The 15,526-nt window shown below is 70.3% G+C and carries 17 protein-coding genes and 1 tRNA gene; 9 read left to right on the top strand and 9 right to left on the bottom strand.

All coding sequences use genetic code 11. The annotated features are described in order from the left end of the window. Positions 1–95 precede the first annotated feature (95 nt). Positions 96–632 (top strand): SigE family RNA polymerase sigma factor, encoded by a 537-nt coding sequence (locus tag ACTRO_RS24105; protein ID WP_051452487.1) that lies wholly within the window; start codon positions 96–98, stop codon positions 630–632. Beyond that, entirely contained in the window at positions 632–1,864 is a 1,233-nt protein-coding gene (locus ACTRO_RS24100; RefSeq protein ID WP_034266521.1) for a hypothetical protein, read from the top strand. The genes ACTRO_RS24105 and ACTRO_RS24100 overlap by 1 nt, the downstream gene beginning before the upstream one ends. Before the next feature lie 15 nt (positions 1,865–1,879). Here the strand turns inward: ACTRO_RS24100 and ACTRO_RS24095 are convergent, their stop codons facing one another. The 3 genes from ACTRO_RS24095 to dtd all read right to left on the bottom strand — a co-directional run bounded on the left by ACTRO_RS24095 (position 1,880) and on the right by dtd (position 3,907). Continuing rightward, the gene (locus ACTRO_RS24095; protein ID WP_051451302.1) at positions 1,880–2,929 is read right to left on the bottom strand and encodes a cytochrome c oxidase assembly protein; all 1,050 of its coding nucleotides are present in this window, start codon (positions 2,927–2,929) and stop codon (positions 1,880–1,882) included. Positions 2,930–3,023: 94 nt separating this feature from the next. After that, positions 3,024–3,449: a VOC family protein gene (locus ACTRO_RS24090; RefSeq protein ID WP_034266520.1), complete on the bottom strand. Its 426-nt coding sequence runs from the start codon at positions 3,447–3,449 to the stop codon at positions 3,024–3,026. 32 nt (positions 3,450–3,481) lie between these two features. Continuing rightward, complete coding sequence (gene dtd / locus ACTRO_RS24085) at positions 3,482–3,907, bottom strand: D-aminoacyl-tRNA deacylase (protein ID WP_034266518.1); 426 nt, start codon at positions 3,905–3,907, stop codon at positions 3,482–3,484. 81 nt (positions 3,908–3,988) lie between these two features. Between dtd and ACTRO_RS24080 the strand changes: the two genes are divergently transcribed. Next, positions 3,989–4,513, top strand: coding sequence for an O-acetyl-ADP-ribose deacetylase (locus ACTRO_RS24080; RefSeq protein ID WP_034266516.1), 525 nt, complete (start codon positions 3,989–3,991; stop codon positions 4,511–4,513). An 18-nt stretch (positions 4,514–4,531) separates the two neighbouring features. Here the strand turns inward: ACTRO_RS24080 and ACTRO_RS24075 are convergent, their stop codons facing one another. Then, entirely contained in the window at positions 4,532–5,188 is a 657-nt protein-coding gene (locus ACTRO_RS24075; RefSeq protein WP_051451301.1) for a class I SAM-dependent methyltransferase, read from the bottom strand. 907 nt (positions 5,189–6,095) lie between these two features. On the opposite strand from ACTRO_RS24075, the gene ACTRO_RS24070 reads away from it, so the two are divergent. Beyond that, a complete protein-coding gene (locus ACTRO_RS24070) occupies positions 6,096–6,563 on the top strand; it encodes a hypothetical protein (protein ID WP_034266514.1) in 468 nt (155 codons plus the stop codon). A 220-nt stretch (positions 6,564–6,783) separates the two neighbouring features. Here the strand turns inward: ACTRO_RS24070 and ACTRO_RS24065 are convergent. Continuing rightward, a tRNA-Pro gene (locus ACTRO_RS24065) sits at positions 6,784–6,857 on the bottom strand. A 139-nt stretch (positions 6,858–6,996) separates the two neighbouring features. Further along, the gene (locus tag ACTRO_RS24060; protein WP_034266512.1) at positions 6,997–7,908 is read right to left on the bottom strand and encodes a metallophosphoesterase; all 912 of its coding nucleotides are present in this window, start codon (positions 7,906–7,908) and stop codon (positions 6,997–6,999) included. 99 nt (positions 7,909–8,007) lie between these two features. On the opposite strand from ACTRO_RS24060, the gene ACTRO_RS24055 reads away from it, so the two are divergent. Then, entirely contained in the window at positions 8,008–8,466 is a 459-nt protein-coding gene (locus ACTRO_RS24055; RefSeq protein WP_034266511.1) for a GatB/YqeY domain-containing protein, read from the top strand. 86 nt (positions 8,467–8,552) lie between these two features. On the opposite strand, the gene ACTRO_RS24050 is transcribed toward ACTRO_RS24055, so the two are convergent. Continuing rightward, positions 8,553–10,829 carry a transglycosylase domain-containing protein gene (locus tag ACTRO_RS24050; RefSeq protein WP_157436394.1) on the bottom strand — a complete coding sequence of 759 codons (2,277 nt, stop codon included), beginning with the start codon at positions 10,827–10,829 and terminating at the stop codon, positions 8,553–8,555. A gap of 347 nt (positions 10,830–11,176) precedes the next feature. On the opposite strand from ACTRO_RS24050, the gene ACTRO_RS50430 reads away from it, so the two are divergent. Next, on the top strand, positions 11,177–11,569 hold the full coding sequence (locus tag ACTRO_RS50430; protein WP_051451299.1) for a WhiB family transcriptional regulator: 393 nt from the start codon (positions 11,177–11,179) through the stop codon (positions 11,567–11,569). Between the two features lie 28 nt (positions 11,570–11,597). Here ACTRO_RS50430 and bagB read toward each other — a convergent pair whose 3' ends face one another. Continuing rightward, positions 11,598–12,767, bottom strand: a complete 1,170-nt coding sequence (gene bagB / locus ACTRO_RS24040) for an ArsA family ATPase (RefSeq protein ID WP_063628065.1) — start codon at positions 12,765–12,767, stop codon at positions 11,598–11,600. Positions 12,768–12,825: 58 nt separating this feature from the next. Further along, complete coding sequence (bagA, locus tag ACTRO_RS24035) at positions 12,826–13,869, bottom strand: ATPase BagA (RefSeq protein ID WP_051451298.1); 1,044 nt, start codon at positions 13,867–13,869, stop codon at positions 12,826–12,828. Positions 13,870–14,014: 145 nt separating this feature from the next. Between bagA and sp36 the strand changes: the two genes are divergently transcribed. The 3 genes from sp36 to ACTRO_RS24025 are packed head-to-tail and all read left to right on the top strand — an operon-like array spanning position 14,015 to position 15,437. Continuing rightward, on the top strand, positions 14,015–14,191 hold the full coding sequence (gene sp36 / locus ACTRO_RS47415) for a Sp36 family protein (protein WP_157436393.1): 177 nt from the start codon (positions 14,015–14,017) through the stop codon (positions 14,189–14,191). Then, positions 14,191–14,661, top strand: a complete 471-nt coding sequence (locus ACTRO_RS24030) for a RidA family protein (RefSeq protein WP_034266509.1) — start codon at positions 14,191–14,193, stop codon at positions 14,659–14,661. The genes sp36 and ACTRO_RS24030 overlap by 1 nt, the downstream gene beginning before the upstream one ends. Beyond that, entirely contained in the window at positions 14,658–15,437 is a 780-nt protein-coding gene (locus ACTRO_RS24025) for an MBL fold metallo-hydrolase (protein WP_051451297.1), read from the top strand. The genes ACTRO_RS24030 and ACTRO_RS24025 overlap by 4 nt, the downstream gene beginning before the upstream one ends. The last annotated feature ends 89 nt before the right edge of the window (positions 15,438–15,526 follow it).

Below are 15,526 nucleotides of genomic sequence, written 5' to 3'. Positions count from 1 at the left end.
ACTCGAATGGGGTACAACGGTCGGTGGGTTCCATATGTCTAACTGTCGTGACTCTGTCCGCGTCCGAAGGGTTCTGTCCGTCGCCGCCCTTCGCCATACGGCCGCGCCCGGCTCCGACGGGAGGTGCGGTGGCGACTGACGTCGATGTGACGACCGATCTGTTGACCGAGACCTACCAGCGCCACTACACCTCGCTGCTGCGCCTCGCCGCGCTGCTGCTCGACGACATCGGGTCCTGCGAGGACGTGGTGCAGGAGGCGTTCATCCGGGTGCACGGCGCCCGGGCGCGGGTGCGCGAGGCGGACAAGCTGCTCGCCTATCTGCGCCAGACCGTGGTCAACCTCTCCCGCTCGACCCTGCGCCGGCGGCTGCTCGGGCTCAAGCTGCTGCCCAAGCCGATGCCGGACGCGGCGAGCGCGGAGGAGGGCGCGTACGCGGCCCTGGAGAAGGACGCGCTGATCAAGGCGCTGCGCGGCCTGCAGCGGCGGCAGCGCGAAGTACTGGTCCTGCGTTACTACTCGGACATGACGGAGGCTCAGGTGGCTTCGGCACTCGGGCTCTCCATCGGTTCGGTGAAGGCCTACGGCTCACGGGGCATCGAGGCCCTGCGCAGCCGGCTGGAGGAGCAGTGATGAACGAGGAGCGCGCGTCCCGGGAGGGGCCGCCGCGTCGCTCCGGGGGTGCGGGCGGCGGACGGCGCCGGGCGGCGGCGCCGCTGGATCCGGCGGACCTCGCCACGGCGCTCCAGCGCAGCGTGGCGGAGATCGGCACGGCGGGGCCGCCGAGGGCGGGCCTGGCCCGGATCCGTCGCAAGGCCAAGGCCAGACAGCGTCGCCGCACCGTGATGGCGGGCAGCGCCGGCGTGCTGTTCATGGCGATGGCGGTCAGCGTGGTCACCGGCAACAGCTTCGACATCGTGCCCGTACTCACCAGCGTGGTGGGCTTGGGCGGCGGCGATTCGACGCCCTCGAGCGGCGTCACAGCCACTCCGGACGGCCACGGCCAGGTGCGCACGGTGCGGCCGATGGCCGGGCGCAAGGGCCCGGCCATCGGCCCGGGCGACGTGACGGCCACGCCTTCGGCGCTGGCGGGTACCAAGGTCGCAGCGTGCACCGCGGCAGATCTGATCACGGTGGACTCCGTGGATTCGGTGATCGGCGGTGTCTCCTACGGCCATGTCGAGGCGGTGGCGCAACACCCGTGCGCGGTGGCCGGTCCGCCGGTGCTCCAGGTCGCCAATGCCACGGCGAACGCGGCGAGTTCGGTGGTGCTGCTGCGGCATAACGCCTCGGACGGCTCGCAGCTCCCGCAGGTGCCGACTTGGGGCACGGTGCTCGTGCTCCAGGCGGGTCAGGGCTATGACTTCCAGTTCGCCTGGGCGCCGGACGCTTGTCCGGCGCCGGGGACGAGCGGGGCTCCGGCCGGTTCGGGCACGGGCGGCGGGCCGAGCGGCGCGTCGGGCGAGCCCGGCGGGACGTCTCCCGGGAGCGCGTCGCCGGCCTCGGGCAAGTACCAGCTCAGCTACCTGGTGACGGCGACGAGCCTGACTTCGCCGGTGACGCTGGAAGCGGCTTGCGGGGCGACGGTGTACGTCACGGACGTCTACGCCCGCGGAGCCTACCCGCTGCCCAAGCCGGAAACGACGCCCACGCCGCAGCCCGCGACCACGAGCGCAGCGGCGCCGGACTCCCCGTCCACGCCGCCGTCCACGAGCAGCAGCGCGCCGCCGCCGCCACCACCACCGCCCTCGTCCGACGTCCCCACCAACGGTTCCGGGGTATCACCCGGGGCGCCGGCGGCCAGTCCGGTGGTCAGCACCCCGTCCAACGACGGCGCGACCGGCGGATCGGCCGAGCAGAGCTAGGAACTATGCGAGGGATCAGGCCGTCGACTCTTCGGAGTCGACGGCCCCGAAGCGGCCCGCGAGCTCCGGGTCCGTCTCCCACCAGGGCCGGAACCGCTCCTGGGCCGAGCCGTCGCCCGGCGCGTACTCGACGGCGACGACTTCGAGCTCGTCGTCGCGCACCTCGCCGCGTGCGTGCTCCTCGCGGCGCAGGCCGCGCCAGAGCGCGCCGAGCAGCGGGATGCTGGTGAGGTCGCCGACGATCCAGAACACCGCGCCGCCGATGGCCTGGTTCCAGGCCAGCCCGGAGTGCGCGCCAAGGCTCAGCGGGGCGTAGAGCTGGTCGTGCGGCAGGGTGCTGAGCGAGGCGTAGTAGGAGCCGGCGACGAGGCCGTTGCCCAGCCACAGGATCATGGCCACGCCCGCGTCGCCGATCCCCTCCACGAAGCTGATCCACACCGAGATCATGTGCGAGAAGCGGCGCGGCACCGGGTCGATCTGCACCCGGCTCCAGAAGTACAGGAAGCCGATCGCGATCAGTTCGAGGTGCAGCGTCTCGTCGACGAAACCGTTCGTCAGGGAGACCCGGTACCAGCTGCTGAAGTACAGCAGGTACGGCGTGACCAGCAGGATGATCGAGACGACGGCCGGAAAGGTGAGGACCTTCAGCGGCTTCGAGGCGATGATCCGGGAGACCAGCGCGGCTCCGCGGCCGTCGCCGGTGGTGGCCAGGGTGAGTGGCGCCGAGCAGGTCAGGAACAACGGCACCGTCATCAGCAGCAGCGCGTTCTGCAGCGCCCGGTCCCAGAACAGCACCAGCGCGTACGAGCCGATGAAGGACATGGTGGCCAGGGTGAACAGCAGCGCGGCCATGATGAAGCAGACCGTCCGGGCCAGCGGCCAGCGGCCGACTTCGCGCCGGTACTTGCGCACGCCGTAGATGTAGCCGGCCACGCCGAGCAGCAGCACGGCCAGCATCGCGGGATCGAACTTCCAGCCGGTGAAGACCTGGTTCAGGGTGAGCGGAGAGGCCGGACCGCACCCCGCGCTCAGGCACCGACCGGCCGCTTCGGGAAGCACCGCCATCCGACTCGACCTCCACTAGGACCCGGAACGTGCCTTAGCACGGTACCCCGGACCCGCAGCGGTCCGTGACGCCGGGGTCGCTCCGCCGTCCCGGTCAGCCGTCCCAGGAGCAGAATTCGATCAAGGTGCCCTCGGGCGCCCGGACATGCGCGACCCGCATGCCCCAGCCGGCCTGGTCGGCGGGCTCGGACACGCCGGGAGCGCCCCCGGCCACCGCCGACGCGTACGCGGTGTCCACATCGCCGACCCGGAAGGCGAGCACCAGGTGCTCGGCCGAACCGCGGGGCGGCAGGCTCCCGTCGTCGGCGGTCGTGCCGATGGCGGAGGTCATCGCGGCGCGGTCGAAGAGTGCGACATCGGTGCCGCCGTCGGCGAACTTGAAGCAGGCGTACGGACCGGCTGACTGCCCGTCCTGGGGGGTGAGGCCCAGCACCGACTCGTAGAAGCGGAAGCTCGCCGCGAAGTCGTCGACGAGGATCCTCAGCTGGCTTGGGCGTATCGCGTCGGCGGTGGTCGCCATGACGTGCTCCTTCGCTGGAGTTCGGGACCGGCTTAGATTTCGAGCAGCACGGTGAACGGCCCGTCGTTCGTCAGCGCCACCTGCATCTGGGCGCCGAAGACGCCGGTGGCGACGGTCGCGCCGAGCCCGCGCAGCGCGCTGACGACGGCGTCGAACAGCGGCTCGGCGACCGGACCGGGCGCCGCCGCGGTCCAGGACGGCCGGCGGCCCTTGCGCGCGTCACCGTAGAGAGTGAACTGGGAGACGAGCAGCAGCGGGGCGTCGAGGTCGGCGCAGGAGCGCTCGTCCTCGAGGATCCGCAGCGTCCACAGCTTCTCGGCGAGCCTGGCCGCGGTCGCCGGGGTGTCCTCGTGCGTCACGCCGACCAGGACGCACAAGCCGGGCTTGTCGATCGCGCCCACGGTCTCGTCGCCGACCTGCACGCTCGCCGAAGTGACGCGCTGAACCACTGCTCTCACGGGTATCGATCATGCCACGCGAGTGGATTGCGTGCGTTCAAACTGCTGCGGTTCGCCGGCCCGGCATCGTAGCCTTTCGCCATGGCGAAAGCGGTGATCAAACTCATGCAGGGGGACATCACGAATGTCCACGCGGACGCGCTCGTGAACGCCGCGAACTCGTCGCTGCTCGGCGGCGGCGGAGTCGACGGCGCGATCCACCGCAAGGGCGGGCCGGAGATCCTGGCGGAATGCCGGAAGCTGCGCGCCGGGCACTACGGCGGCGGCCTGCCGACCGGCCAGGCCGTGGCCACGACCGCCGGCCGGCTGCCCGCGCAGTGGGTCATCCACACGGTCGGACCGGTGTACGCGCGTTCCGAGGACCGCTCGGAGCTGCTCGCCGACTGCCATCGCAATGCCCTGCGGGTCGCGGACGAACTCGGCGCGCGGAGCGTGGCCTTCCCCGCGATCTCCACCGGCGTCTACGGCTGGCCGATCGACGACGCGGCCCGGATCGCGCTGGCCACCGTCGCCGCCACCGACACCGACGTGCAAGAGGTCAGCTTCGTGCTCTACGACCAGGGCGCGCTGGAGGCGTTCCGGGCCCACGCACCACGGATCGGCTGACCATCCGCTGGACGGCGGCTACCGGAAGCGTCCGACCGCCCACGCGCGATCCGCCGGACCCTCGATGTCGCTGACGATCCGCCCGTCCACGATGTACTCGAGCGCTTCGATCTTGCCGGCGTCGACGGCCTCGTGCCACGCCCGCGTGGGCCCGGCGCCCCACAGGTACCACGGCGTCAGGTCGTCCATCACGACCGTGGCCCGGTGCGCGGCGATCCGCCGGATGTTGTCGATGTCGTGAGCGGCGACCTCGTACACGTGACTGCCGTCTATGAAGACGAGGTCGAAGCCGATGCTCCCGCCCCGCTCGGCATCGGCGAACTCCGGCACGGTCACCTGCGAGTCGCCGATCACCAGCTCGTGCCGTCCTGGATAGCGCTGGTCGATGAACTCCTTGGCCAGCTTCACGCACGGCCTCATATCCAGCTCGAAGGAGACGACCTTGGTCTCCGGCGAGCTCTCCAGGAACCCGATGGTGGAGTAGCCCACGTTGAAGCCGATCTCGGCGATCCAGGTCGAGTCGCTGCGTCGGGCCACGTCCCGCAGATGCGAGATCTGGGCCAGGCTCGCGCCGCCCTCGTAGATGCCGGCCTCGGCCTGCATCACGTGGCGGAACGCCTGCTTGATCACGAGTTCGAGCCCGGCCGGCGCGAACGGTAAGGAGGAGATGAGCATGGCGGGACATCCTGTCGATCAATCGCCGAAGCGCCTTGACGCTCCGACGCACGGTTGTCGATGTCGATGGCGCTCGACGCCCGCCCACAGGCCCGGACTTCAGGCTGTACCGCCGCACCCGCGACACAGGCCACCCGCCGGCACCCGCCGGCCGGACGTCACCGGATAGCGAGTCACCTTTCTGTCTTCGATCGCTTTCGTGCCGGAATGTCCCCACGGCCCGAGAAAGCGAGAGCACCGGGGGCGACAAGTCTCCATCTTCGAAGAGCCCTGTGCCGCGACCGCACCACTGTGGCCCGATCGGCTCGGGACTGGAACCGTTTCTCGATAAGCGCGCGCTCGTGATCCGAAGTCCGGCCATGGGCCACCCCCTCTTCGGACGTCATCGTCGAAGCGCTTCGACGCGCACTCTATACAGACTCGACCGGCGCGGTCTAGCGTGCCGCGAAGATTTCTTCCCGCTGAGGCTGCGGCTTCCGGCCAAGGAGCACGCAGAATGTCGAAGCGCTTCACCAGGCCGAACTAGCGAGCCCCGCCGCGCAGGTGCGTTGACCTCGGCGCTTGCCGCCCGCGAGCATTCGTGTCCTGCGTTGCGAGAGGCGCCGGTGCTGAAATATCGCTATTCTGCTATACGACCACTGATGAACCCACGCAAGGGGCGTGCTGCAGCAGGGCGGACGGCGCGGAAACCGAGCGCGCACAACGAGATCGTCTAGCGGGCATGCACAAAACCTGTTCTTCGCATGTTTGGTGATTGAACCGCCATGGAAGATCAGGGGCGGGAGGGCTCGTTGAAGTGGCGAGAGCCCACGCCACTACGTGCAGGTAATGGACGTCAAGATGGTGTCGAGACCCATGCCTCGCCTCCCGTTCGGACTGCTGCGCACCCACGATGAAGGGTCTCTACATGAAGGTTTTGCTGCCAAGTCGACGCGTCGTCCGCGTCGGCGCGGCCGTCACGCTCGCCTCCGCCGCGGTGTCTGCCAGCGTGATGCCGGCCCAGGCCGCCACGTACCCGGTCGTGAACTTCAAAGTGTCTGCCGGCGCGACCTATACGAGCGGCACGGCCACCTTCTACAACCGATCCGTCATCCTGACCGGTGCGGACCGGGCCGAAGCGGGCGAATGCCGATGGACGGCCGTGTACACCTTTGACTCGGGCGGCAAGTTCCTCAACGAGGACATCTCGGGCCAGGGCTGGGTCTGCGGCAACGGCGGCCCCAACAACGCGACCTTCACCATCAACGTGGCCGCTGATCAGGCGGGCGGCGCGGCCTACATCGAAGTGCTGCTGATGGGCGGAGACAATCTCTCAGGTACCGGCCAGTGGGGGACGGTGCTCAAGACGAACGACTTCTCCCGTACGGCCAGCTGAGATTCACCTGGCGCTGACCACCACTGCTTCGAAATGGTCTGTGACATCGGCGAGAGACGTTGTTGCCACTCGTCTGCGGGCAGACCCTCGAATCCTGCGCGGCGACGTGGTTGCCTGATCAGGCAGCCGCCCTTGGAAACCCGCACTGAGCCCCGCGCATGGGGGTGCTGGAAAACTTCAGGGCCAGTGACCATAAGCAGGTCACTGGCCCTGAACAGCGTCGGGGTGGCGGGATTCGAACCCACGACCTCTTCGTCCCGAACGAAGCGCGCTACCAAGCTGCGCTACACCCCGGCTGTGCCCCGCTAGCTTAGCGGAGAGTCCGGCTGAACCGGAAATCCATTGTCGTCTTCCGCTGCGCCGCAGCTCACGACGGGCGTCGGCGGGTCCGGTGGGGTATGGCGACGCGGTGGCGGGCGGGCGGCGGGGGCGGCTAGTGGCGGGGGACGAGGGTGAGCAGAGAGGCTTCCGGCGGGCAGGCGAAGCGGACGGGAGCGAAGCGGGAGGTGCCGCAGCCGGCCGACACGTGGAGGTAGGACGTGCGCTCGTTGGGGGCGGTGTGGGTGTTCAGGCCCTTGACCCGGTCGGTGTCGAGGTCGCAGTTGGTCACCAGGGCGCCGTAGCCGGGGATGCACAGCTGGCCGCCGTGGGTGTGGCCGGCCAGGATCACCGGGATCCCGTCCGCGGCGAAGGCGTCCAGAGCCCTGAGGTAGGGGGCGTGGGTCACGCCGAGGGTGATCTCGGCGTCGATGTCCGGGCCGCCCGCCACCAGCTCGTAGCGGTCGCGCTTGACGTGCGGGTCGTCGAGGCCGACGAAGGCGAAGCGGCGGCCGCCCAGCTCGAGGGCGCCGCGGGCGTTGTTCAGCTGGAGCCAGCCGTGCTTGGCCAGGCCGGCCTCGAGCAGCTGCCAGTCGTTCTGCTCGCGCTTCTTGCGCGGGGCGTGCGAGAGGTCGCCCCTGCGCAGGTACTTCGCCGGGTTCAGCTTCGTGGCCTGGTAGTAGTCGTTCGAGCCGAACACGAACACGCCGGGGACGCGCAGCAGCGGCTCGAGCGCGTCGAGGACCGGGCCGACCGCGTCGGGGTGGGAGAGGTTGTCGCCGGTGTTCACGACCAGGTCGGGCTCGAGCTCCGCCAGGGACCTGAGCCACTTCTGCTTGCGCCGCTGACCCGGGACCATGTGGATGTCCGAGACCTGCAGGATCCGGATCGGATCGCTGCCCGGCTCGAGCACCGGCAGCTCGAATCGGCGCAGCCGGTAGAAGTTGACCTCCACGCCCGCCGCGTAGCCCAGGCCGGCCAGACCGACCGCCGCCACGCCCAGTGGTACCGCGATCTTCTTGCGCACCGGTCCATGCTAGCCCGGCTCGCCCGCGGGAAGCGGCGCTCGGGCCCGTCGCGCACAATTGCGTACGCTCCCGGAGCCGGTTCATGACACTCTTGTGTCATGACCACGACGACTCTCAAGGATCGGCTCCGGGCCGATCTGACCGCCGCGATGAAGGCGCGGGACGCTCTGCGTTCGGCCACCATCCGGATGGCGCTGACCGCGATCACCAACGAGGAGGTCGCCGGCGCCAGCGCGCGCGTGCTGACCGACGACGAGGTGCTCAAGGTCCTCGGCCGGGAGGCCAAGAAGCGCCGCGAGGCCGCCGAGGCGTTCGCCGGGGCGGGCCGGGCCGAGCAGGCCGCCCGTGAGGAGGCGGAGGGCGAGGTGATCGCCGAGTACCTGCCGACGCCGCTCTCCGACGAGGAGCTCGACTCGCTGGTCGCGGCCGCGGTGGCGGAAAGCGGAGCCGAGGGGCCGCGGGCGATGGGGGCCGTCATGAAGGTGCTCACGCCGCGGGTGGCGGGCCGGGCCGACGGTTCGCGGGTGGCGGCGGCGGTGAAGGCCGCGCTGAGCTGAGCCGGAGAACAGGCGTCTGACACGCCGTAGGGGCCGTACCGCCGAGCGGTACGGCCCCTACGTGTTGTCAGGAGCGGTGCAGGGCGCTAGAAGACGCCGCCGAACAGGCCGCCGTTCCCGTTCCCGCCGTTGCCCCCGTTTCCGCCGTTCGCGCCGTTTCCTCCATTGCCGCCGTTGGCCCCGCCGACTCCTCCGTTGGCCCCGCCGGGAGGGGGGCCGGCGTTCCCGCTGTTGTCGAAGCCGACTGGCGGGGTGAAGTCCTGGGGAGTGGTGCCGGCGAGGGCGGCCGTCATGGCCTTGTTGAAGATGGGCGCCGAGATCGAGGCGCCGGCGACCTGGCCCGAGTAGTACGTGGAGCCGATCTGCATGCGTGCCATCGTCGACTTGGAATTCCAGTCGATGAAGCCCGTCCACACCGCGGCGGCGAGTTGCGGGGTGTAGCCGTCGAACCAGGTGGCCACGCCGAGGTCGGTCGTGCCGGTCTTACCTGCAACCTCACGGCCGTCCAGCGGGACCCTCGTCTTCGCCGTACCGTGCTCGACCACGCCCTGGAGCAGGTACGTCAGTTCATTGACCGTGTTCGTGTCGAGCACCTTGGCGCAGTTCTCGGCCTGCGCCGGGTACTGCTTGCCGGAACTGTCGCTCACGGCTGTGATCACGTACGGCTGGCAGTAGGTGCCGCCCGAAGCGAGGGTGGCGTAGGCCTCGGCCATCTCGACCACGGTGATGTTGTTGGTGCCGAGGGTGAACGACGGGATCTGCAGCAGTGCCTTGCCGTCGCCCGAGTCGTTGTCCTGGGTCACGCCCATGGACTTGGCGATCGTGGCGGGCTGGCACAGTCCGGTCTTCTCCTCGAGTCGGATGAAGTACGTGTTCACCGAGTTGGCGAAGCCGTCGATCATGTTCGTCGGGCCGTTGGTGTCGTCGTCATTCGACGGCGAGTACGGCTTCGTCTCACCCGGCTCGGACCACGGCACCGAGGTCTGGCCGTTGGCGCACGCGGCGAACGTCGTGCCGGTGTCCTGGATCTGGTGCGGCGCGTCGATGGTCATGCTCGGGCTGATGTTCTGCTCGAGCGCGGCGAGGCCGACGAAGATCTTGAACGACGAACCGGCTTGGAAGCCGTTGGTCCCGGCGTGTTCGGGGTCGGACGTGAGGTTGATATAGGTCTGGCCTGCGCCGTTGCCCATCGGTTTGGACTGGGCCATGGCGACGATCGCGCCTGTCCCGGGCGTCGCCTCGACCATCGCCGAGGCCACCTTGTCTGTGGAGTAGACGTATTTCTTGATGGCGGCGTCGGCGGCGGTCTCGTTCTTGGGCACCATCGTGGTGGTGATGTTCAGGCCGCCCTTGCTCCACATCGCCTCGCGCGCGGCCTTCGTCGCGCCGTACGCGGCGTCGTTGATGAAGGTCTCGTAGACGTAGTTGCAGAAGAACGCCGCGGAGCCCTGCGCGGTGATGCAGCCGTTGTGCGGCGTGGTGGGCTTCAGGTTGAGCGGTTGCTTCGCGTACTTGGCGGCCTGCGCGGCGGTGATGTAGTGCAGCGACGGCAGGGCCATGTCCTGGAGCACGATGTTGCGCCGGGCCAGCGCCTCGGCCGGATGCTGCAGCGGGTCGTACATCGACGGGCTGTTCACGATCGCGGCCAGCAGCGCGGCCTGCGGGACGGTGAGCTTCGCGGCGGAGGTGGAGAAGTAGCGCTCGGCCGCGGTCTCCACGCCGTAGGAGTCGTTGCCGAAGTAGACGATGTTCAGATACCGCTCGAGCAGTTCCTGCTTGGACATCTGCTTCTCGACCGCGATCGCGTCCTTGAGCTCGACGATCTTGCGGTCCAGGGTGTCGGCGACGGCCGCCTGCTGCGCCGCCTTGTTCTCGCCGGCCTCGACCTCGAGCACGTTCTTGACGTACTGCTGGGCTATGGAGGAGCCGCCCTGGAGGGAGCCGCCGGAGGAGTCGTTGACCAGGGCGCGCAGGGTGCCCTTGAGGTCGATGCCGCCGTGCTGGTAGAAGCGCTGGTCCTCGATGGACACGAGGGCTTCCGGCATCGCCGAGCTGATCTTGGTCAGGGGCACCACGACCCGGTTGCCGCCCAGGTCGTCGTCCCACGTGGTGGCGATCACCGAGCCGTCCGCGGCGAATATCTGGGTGCGCTGCGGCAGCGTGGGGGTCTGGAAGTCGACCGGCAGGCTCTCGAACCCGTCCGAGGCGGACTTGGCGGTCAGCCCCGCGGCCGCGGCCCCGGGCAGCACCAGTCCCGCGATCAGCAGGCCCGCGGCACCGCTGATCGCGACGAATATGCCCAGATGGGACATAAGGCGGCCGAAACCGCCCAATCCGGAATAATCGCGCCCTGACTTGACCATGGCAAAAGGGTACTTTCCCATTCCCGCCCGTGGGCGGCCTGGGGGCCGCAGGCCGGAACTGTGGCCCACTTGCGACAGGCCGCATAGTCCGGACGGGCCATCAGAGATTGACCAGGATGGGGGCTGTCGCGCGATGTCGCCATTCCGTACTGTCGTGCTTACTGAGGGAAACCGAAACCGTAGGGTCTCGGGGACGCTCGGCACCGGGCAGGCCGTCCGAGCAGGACGGTCGAGGTCGAACGTGAGCAATGCGGCTAGTGCGGAAGCCGCTTCCTCACTCCGCGGGGGCGGTCACGCGGATGAGGAGGCGAAGGGGAGCCTCGAGTGCGGAGAGGACTGCACCGGAAATGGCGTGGGTTGAGGATTGGACCATAGTCGCGGGGTGCCGGGGGATGGACCCGGATGAGCTGTTCGTTCAGGGAGCGGCGCAGAACCGGGCGAAAGTCGTGTGCGCGACCTGTCCGGTGCGCACCGAGTGCCTGGCCGACGCTCTCGACAATCGTGTCGAGTACGGCGTGTGGGGCGGGATGACCGAGCGTGAGCGGCGCGCGCTGCTGCGCCGCCGGCCGGAGGTCCACTCCTGGCGGCAGGTGCTCGAGGAGAAGCGGGACGCGTACTTCGAGCGCACCGGCACGATGCTGATCGTGCCCGAGCCGGGCCAGATGCTGCCGGCCCAGCGCGAGGCGGCCGAGATCGAGGCGCTGACCGAGGACCTGGCACAGCCCGCGCCGGTGGGGTGAGCGGGCTGAGCCGGTCCGCGGCCGAGTTCTACGCGGCCGCGCCGTCCGACCCGGCCGTCACCAGCCGCAGGCCCGCGAGGTCGTGCACGTCCTCCGCCAGCGCGGGCAGCCGGAGCAGGTTGATGCCCGGGTGGCTCGCCACGAAGCGGTCGGCCAGCTTCGTCTCCCGACGGCTGAGCTCCACCCGCTCCGCGTGCAGCCGAAGCAGCCCTCCGGCCAGCGAGTGCTGCGGGCTCGAGTGCTGCGGATCCGCCGGGGCGTCCAGCTGCTCGGCCGCCGCGAGGGAACGCTCCGCGGTCAGGTCGGTCAGCCGAGGGTGCACCCGGTTGAGCACCAGGCCGGCCAGCGGCATGCGCTCCTCGGCCAGGCGCCGGGCGAAGTACGAGGCCTCGCGCAGCGCGTCCGGCTCCGGCGCGGCCACCACCACGAACGAGGTGCCCTTCGCCTGGAGCAGCCGGTACGTCGCCTCGGCCCGCTCGCGGAAGCCGCCGAACATGGTGTCGAGCGCGTTGACGAAGGCCTGCACGTCGGCCAGCAGGCCGGAGCCGAGCAGCTTGCCGAGCGCCCCGGTGACCAGGCTCACCCCGCCGGTCAGCAGCTTGAACGCGCCGCCGAGGCCGCCGACCTTGGCCGGCGCCGACAGGATCTTGATGAACTTGCCGTCGAGGAACGAGCCGAGCCGGTTCGGCGCGTCCAGGAAGTCGAGCGCGGAACGGCTCGGCGGCGTGTCGACGACGATCAGGTCCCATTCGCCCTTGTCGTAGAGCTGGCCGAGCTTCTCCATCGCCATGTACTCCTGCGTGCCGGCGAAGCTGGCGGAGAGCGACTGGTAGAACGGGTTGTCCAGGATCTGCTGCGCCCGGCCGGCGTCCGCGTGCTCGACCACGATGTCGTCGAACGTGCGCTTCATGTCCAGCATCATCGCGTGCAGACGTCCGCCGGCCGCGGTGTCGATCCCCTGCACCGGGCGCGGGGTGTTGTCCAGCTCGGTCAGCCCGAGCGACTGGGCGAGGCGCCGGGCCGGATCGATGGTGAGCACGACCACGTCCCGGCCGCGCTCGGCCGCGCGCAGCGCGAACGCCGCGGCGGTGGTGGTCTTGCCGACGCCGCCGGAGCCGCAGCACACGATGATCCGGTTGCCGCGGTCGTCGAGCAGGGCGTCGAGATCCAGGTTCGCGGCCACAGTCGGCACGGTCACGCTTCCACCTCACTGTCCGGGCCCGAGGGCGGGTTCACCGAGTCGCCCATGAGCTTCCTCACGCCGCCCCCTGGCTGCGCAGCGCCCGGGCCAGCCGGTCGAGGCCCACCCGGTCCACGCCCTCGTTCAGCAGCGGCAGCTCGTAGATCGGCGCCTCGTTCGCGCTCAGGGCCTCGCGCTGCTCCTGCTCGAGCAGCACCCGGCGGGCGTGCTCGGTGGCCAGGTCGGCGAGCGCGTCCACGATCGGCGGCTGGTCCAGCTTGACCGGGGCGAGGCCGGCGGCCAGTTCGGCCCGGTCCACGCCCTCGCCGGCGGCGCGCTTGAGCTGATCGTCCGTCAGCACCACGTCTCGGGCCTGGTTCACCACGATCCCCCCGACCGGCAGCCCGGCGTCGCGCAGGCCGGCGATCCCGTCCAACGTCTCCTGCACCGGCATCTCCTCCAGCAGGGTCACGAAGTGCACGGCGGTCTGCGCGCTGGTCAGCACCCGCATCACCGCGTCGGCCTGGTTGCGGATCGGCCCGACCCGGGCCAGTCCGGAGACCTCCGAGTTGACGTTGAGGAACCGGGTGATCCGACCGGTGGGCGGCGCGTCCATGATCACCGCGTCGTAGTGGAAGGTGCGCCCCTCCTCGGTCGAGCGCCGGCGCACCGCCTCGCAGGTCTTGCCGGTCAGCAGCACGTCCCTGATGCCGGGCGCGACGGTGGTGGCGAAGTCGATCGCGCCGAAGCGCTTGAGCGCGCGGGCGGCCGGACCGAGCTTGTAGAACATGTCCAGGTACTCGAGCAGCGCCTGCTCCGGGTCTATCACCAGCGCCCAGACCTCGCCGCCGCCGGGCACGGCCGCGATGCGCCGCTCCTCGTAGGGCAGCGGCGGCGCGTCGAAGAGCTGGGCCACGCCCTGTCTTCCCTCCACCTCCACCAGCAGCACGCGCGCGGCGGGCTGCCCGGTGCCGCCGGGCCGCTTGGGCGAGCGGCCGGCCAGGGCGAGCGCGAGGGCGCCGGCCACCGTGGTCTTGCCGGTGCCGCCCTTCCCGGTCACCACGTGCAGGCGGACGCCGGGCCAGTCCCTGGCTGAGTCGGAGCGGGCATTGGTCACCATCCGAGCGTAACCCTTGCCCCGTGCTCAGTGCCGCCAACGGGGACGAACCCGGGTGCGCGCTCGTTCCCGCCGACGCGTGATCTGCGTCCGTCCGAGTAGGGCTGCGAGAGACGATCGGGCGGGGTGAGGCGTTACGGTAGGCCCCATGGCGAAGAAGTTCGAATACGCGACGGTGCCCCTGCTGGTGCACGCCACCAAGCAGATCCTGGACAACTGGGGCCAGGACGGCTGGGAGCTGGTCCAGGTCGTGCCGGGCCCGAACCCGGAGAACCTGGTGGCCTACATGAAGCGCACGGTGTCGGACGGCGGGGGAGACTCCTGATGTCCGACGGCAAGCACCCGGAGGAGCGCCTGGCCGAGCTCGGCCTCAAGCTCCCCGAGCCGGCCAAGCCGGTCGGCGCGTACGTGCCGGCCCTGCGCAACGGCTCGCTGGTCTACACCTCCGGCCAGCTGCCCACGGTCGACGGCGCGCTGCCGGCCACCGGCAAGGTCGGCGGGGTGGTGAGCCCGGAGGAGGCCAAGGAGCTGGCCCAGCGCTGCGCTCTGAACGCGCTGGCCGCGATCAAGGCCGAGGTGGGCGATCTGGCCAAGGTGCGCCGGATCGTGAAGGTGGTAGGTTTCGTGGCCTCCGTCCCGGACTTCACCGCCCAGCCGGGTGTGGTCAACGGGGCGAGCGAGCTTCTCGGGCACGTCTTCGGCGAGGCCGGGGTGCATGTGCGCTCGGCCGTCGGCGTCGCGGTGCTCCCGCTCGACGCGCCGGTCGAGGTCGAGCTCGTCGTGGAAGTCGACTGAGCGTGACCGAGCGGGCCACGCTGGTCCTCGCGCCCAACCCGTCGCCCTACACCTTGGAGGGCACGAACACCTGGGTGCTGTGCGAGCCGGGGTCCTCCGCCGCGGTGGTGGTGGATCCCGGCCCGCTGGACGAAGGGCACCTGGCGGCGGTGGTCGCGGCGGCCGAAGGGCTCGGCGCGCGCGTCACCCAGATCCTGCTGACGCACGGTCACCCGGACCACGCCGAGTCGGCGCGGCGCTTCGCCGAACTGACCGGCGCTCCGGTGCGTGCGCTCGATCCCGCGCTGCGGCTGGGCTCGGAGGGCCTCGCGGACGGCGACGTGGTCGACGCGGGCGGGCTCGAGCTGCGCGTCGTCGGCACGCCCGGGCACACCGGCGACAGCCTTTCCTTTCTGCTCCCGGCCGATCGGGCGGTGCTGACCGGCGACACCGTGCTCGGCCGCGGGACGACACTGGTCGCCTATCCGGACGGGACGCTGGGGGACTATCTCGACTCGCTGCGCACGCTCCGCTCGTCCGCGGCCCGGCACGAGTTCGACACCGTGCTGCCCGGGCACGGGCCCGTGCTCGACGACGCGGTGGGCGTGCTCGACTTCTATCTACGGCATCGGGCCGAGCGGCTGGCCCAGGTCGAGGCGGCGCTCGCGGCGGGTGACTCCTCGGCCGCGGAGGTGGTGCGCCGGGTGTACGCGGAGGTCGATCGGGCTCTGTGGCCGGCGGCCGAACTCTCGGTCCGGGCTCAGCTGCACTATCTGGATCCGGCCCGGTTCGACTGACCGGGCCGTGGGCCCCGCCTGAATTTCGGCTTACAAACGTTCACCGAAGTGTTACGTCAGCGTACGCCGGTTTTCCGGATTCCGGGCTG

Origin of the sequence: Actinospica robiniae DSM 44927 (assembly GCF_000504285.1) — a bacterium.
Taxonomy (GTDB): domain Bacteria; phylum Actinomycetota; class Actinomycetes; order Streptomycetales; family Catenulisporaceae; genus Actinospica; species Actinospica robiniae.
Note: the sequence above shows the minus strand (reverse complement) of the source record. Positions and strands in the feature narration are given on the sequence as shown.

Coding starts and splice junctions, on each gene's coding strand:
- ACTRO_RS24030 (WP_034266509.1), top strand. CDS start 14,191: ATGTCCGACGGCAAGCACCCGGAGGAGCGCCTGGCCGAGCTCGGCCTC.
- sp36 (WP_157436393.1), top strand. CDS start 14,015: ATGGCGAAGAAGTTCGAATACGCGACGGTGCCCCTGCTGGTGCACGCC.
- ACTRO_RS24070 (WP_034266514.1), top strand. CDS start 6,096: ATGAAGGTTTTGCTGCCAAGTCGACGCGTCGTCCGCGTCGGCGCGGCC.
- ACTRO_RS24100 (WP_034266521.1), top strand. CDS start 632: ATGAACGAGGAGCGCGCGTCCCGGGAGGGGCCGCCGCGTCGCTCCGGG.
- ACTRO_RS24050 (WP_157436394.1), bottom strand. CDS start 10,829: ATGGTCAAGTCAGGGCGCGATTATTCCGGATTGGGCGGTTTCGGCCGC.
- ACTRO_RS24095 (WP_051451302.1), bottom strand. CDS start 2,929: ATGGCGGTGCTTCCCGAAGCGGCCGGTCGGTGCCTGAGCGCGGGGTGC.
- ACTRO_RS24075 (WP_051451301.1), bottom strand. CDS start 5,188: ATGCTCATCTCCTCCTTACCGTTCGCGCCGGCCGGGCTCGAACTCGTG.
- ACTRO_RS24090 (WP_034266520.1), bottom strand. CDS start 3,449: ATGGCGACCACCGCCGACGCGATACGCCCAAGCCAGCTGAGGATCCTC.
- ACTRO_RS24080 (WP_034266516.1), top strand. CDS start 3,989: ATGGCGAAAGCGGTGATCAAACTCATGCAGGGGGACATCACGAATGTC.
- ACTRO_RS24055 (WP_034266511.1), top strand. CDS start 8,008: ATGACCACGACGACTCTCAAGGATCGGCTCCGGGCCGATCTGACCGCC.
- ACTRO_RS50430 (WP_051451299.1), top strand. CDS start 11,177: ATGGCGTGGGTTGAGGATTGGACCATAGTCGCGGGGTGCCGGGGGATG.
- bagA (WP_051451298.1), bottom strand. CDS start 13,869: ATGGTGACCAATGCCCGCTCCGACTCAGCCAGGGACTGGCCCGGCGTC.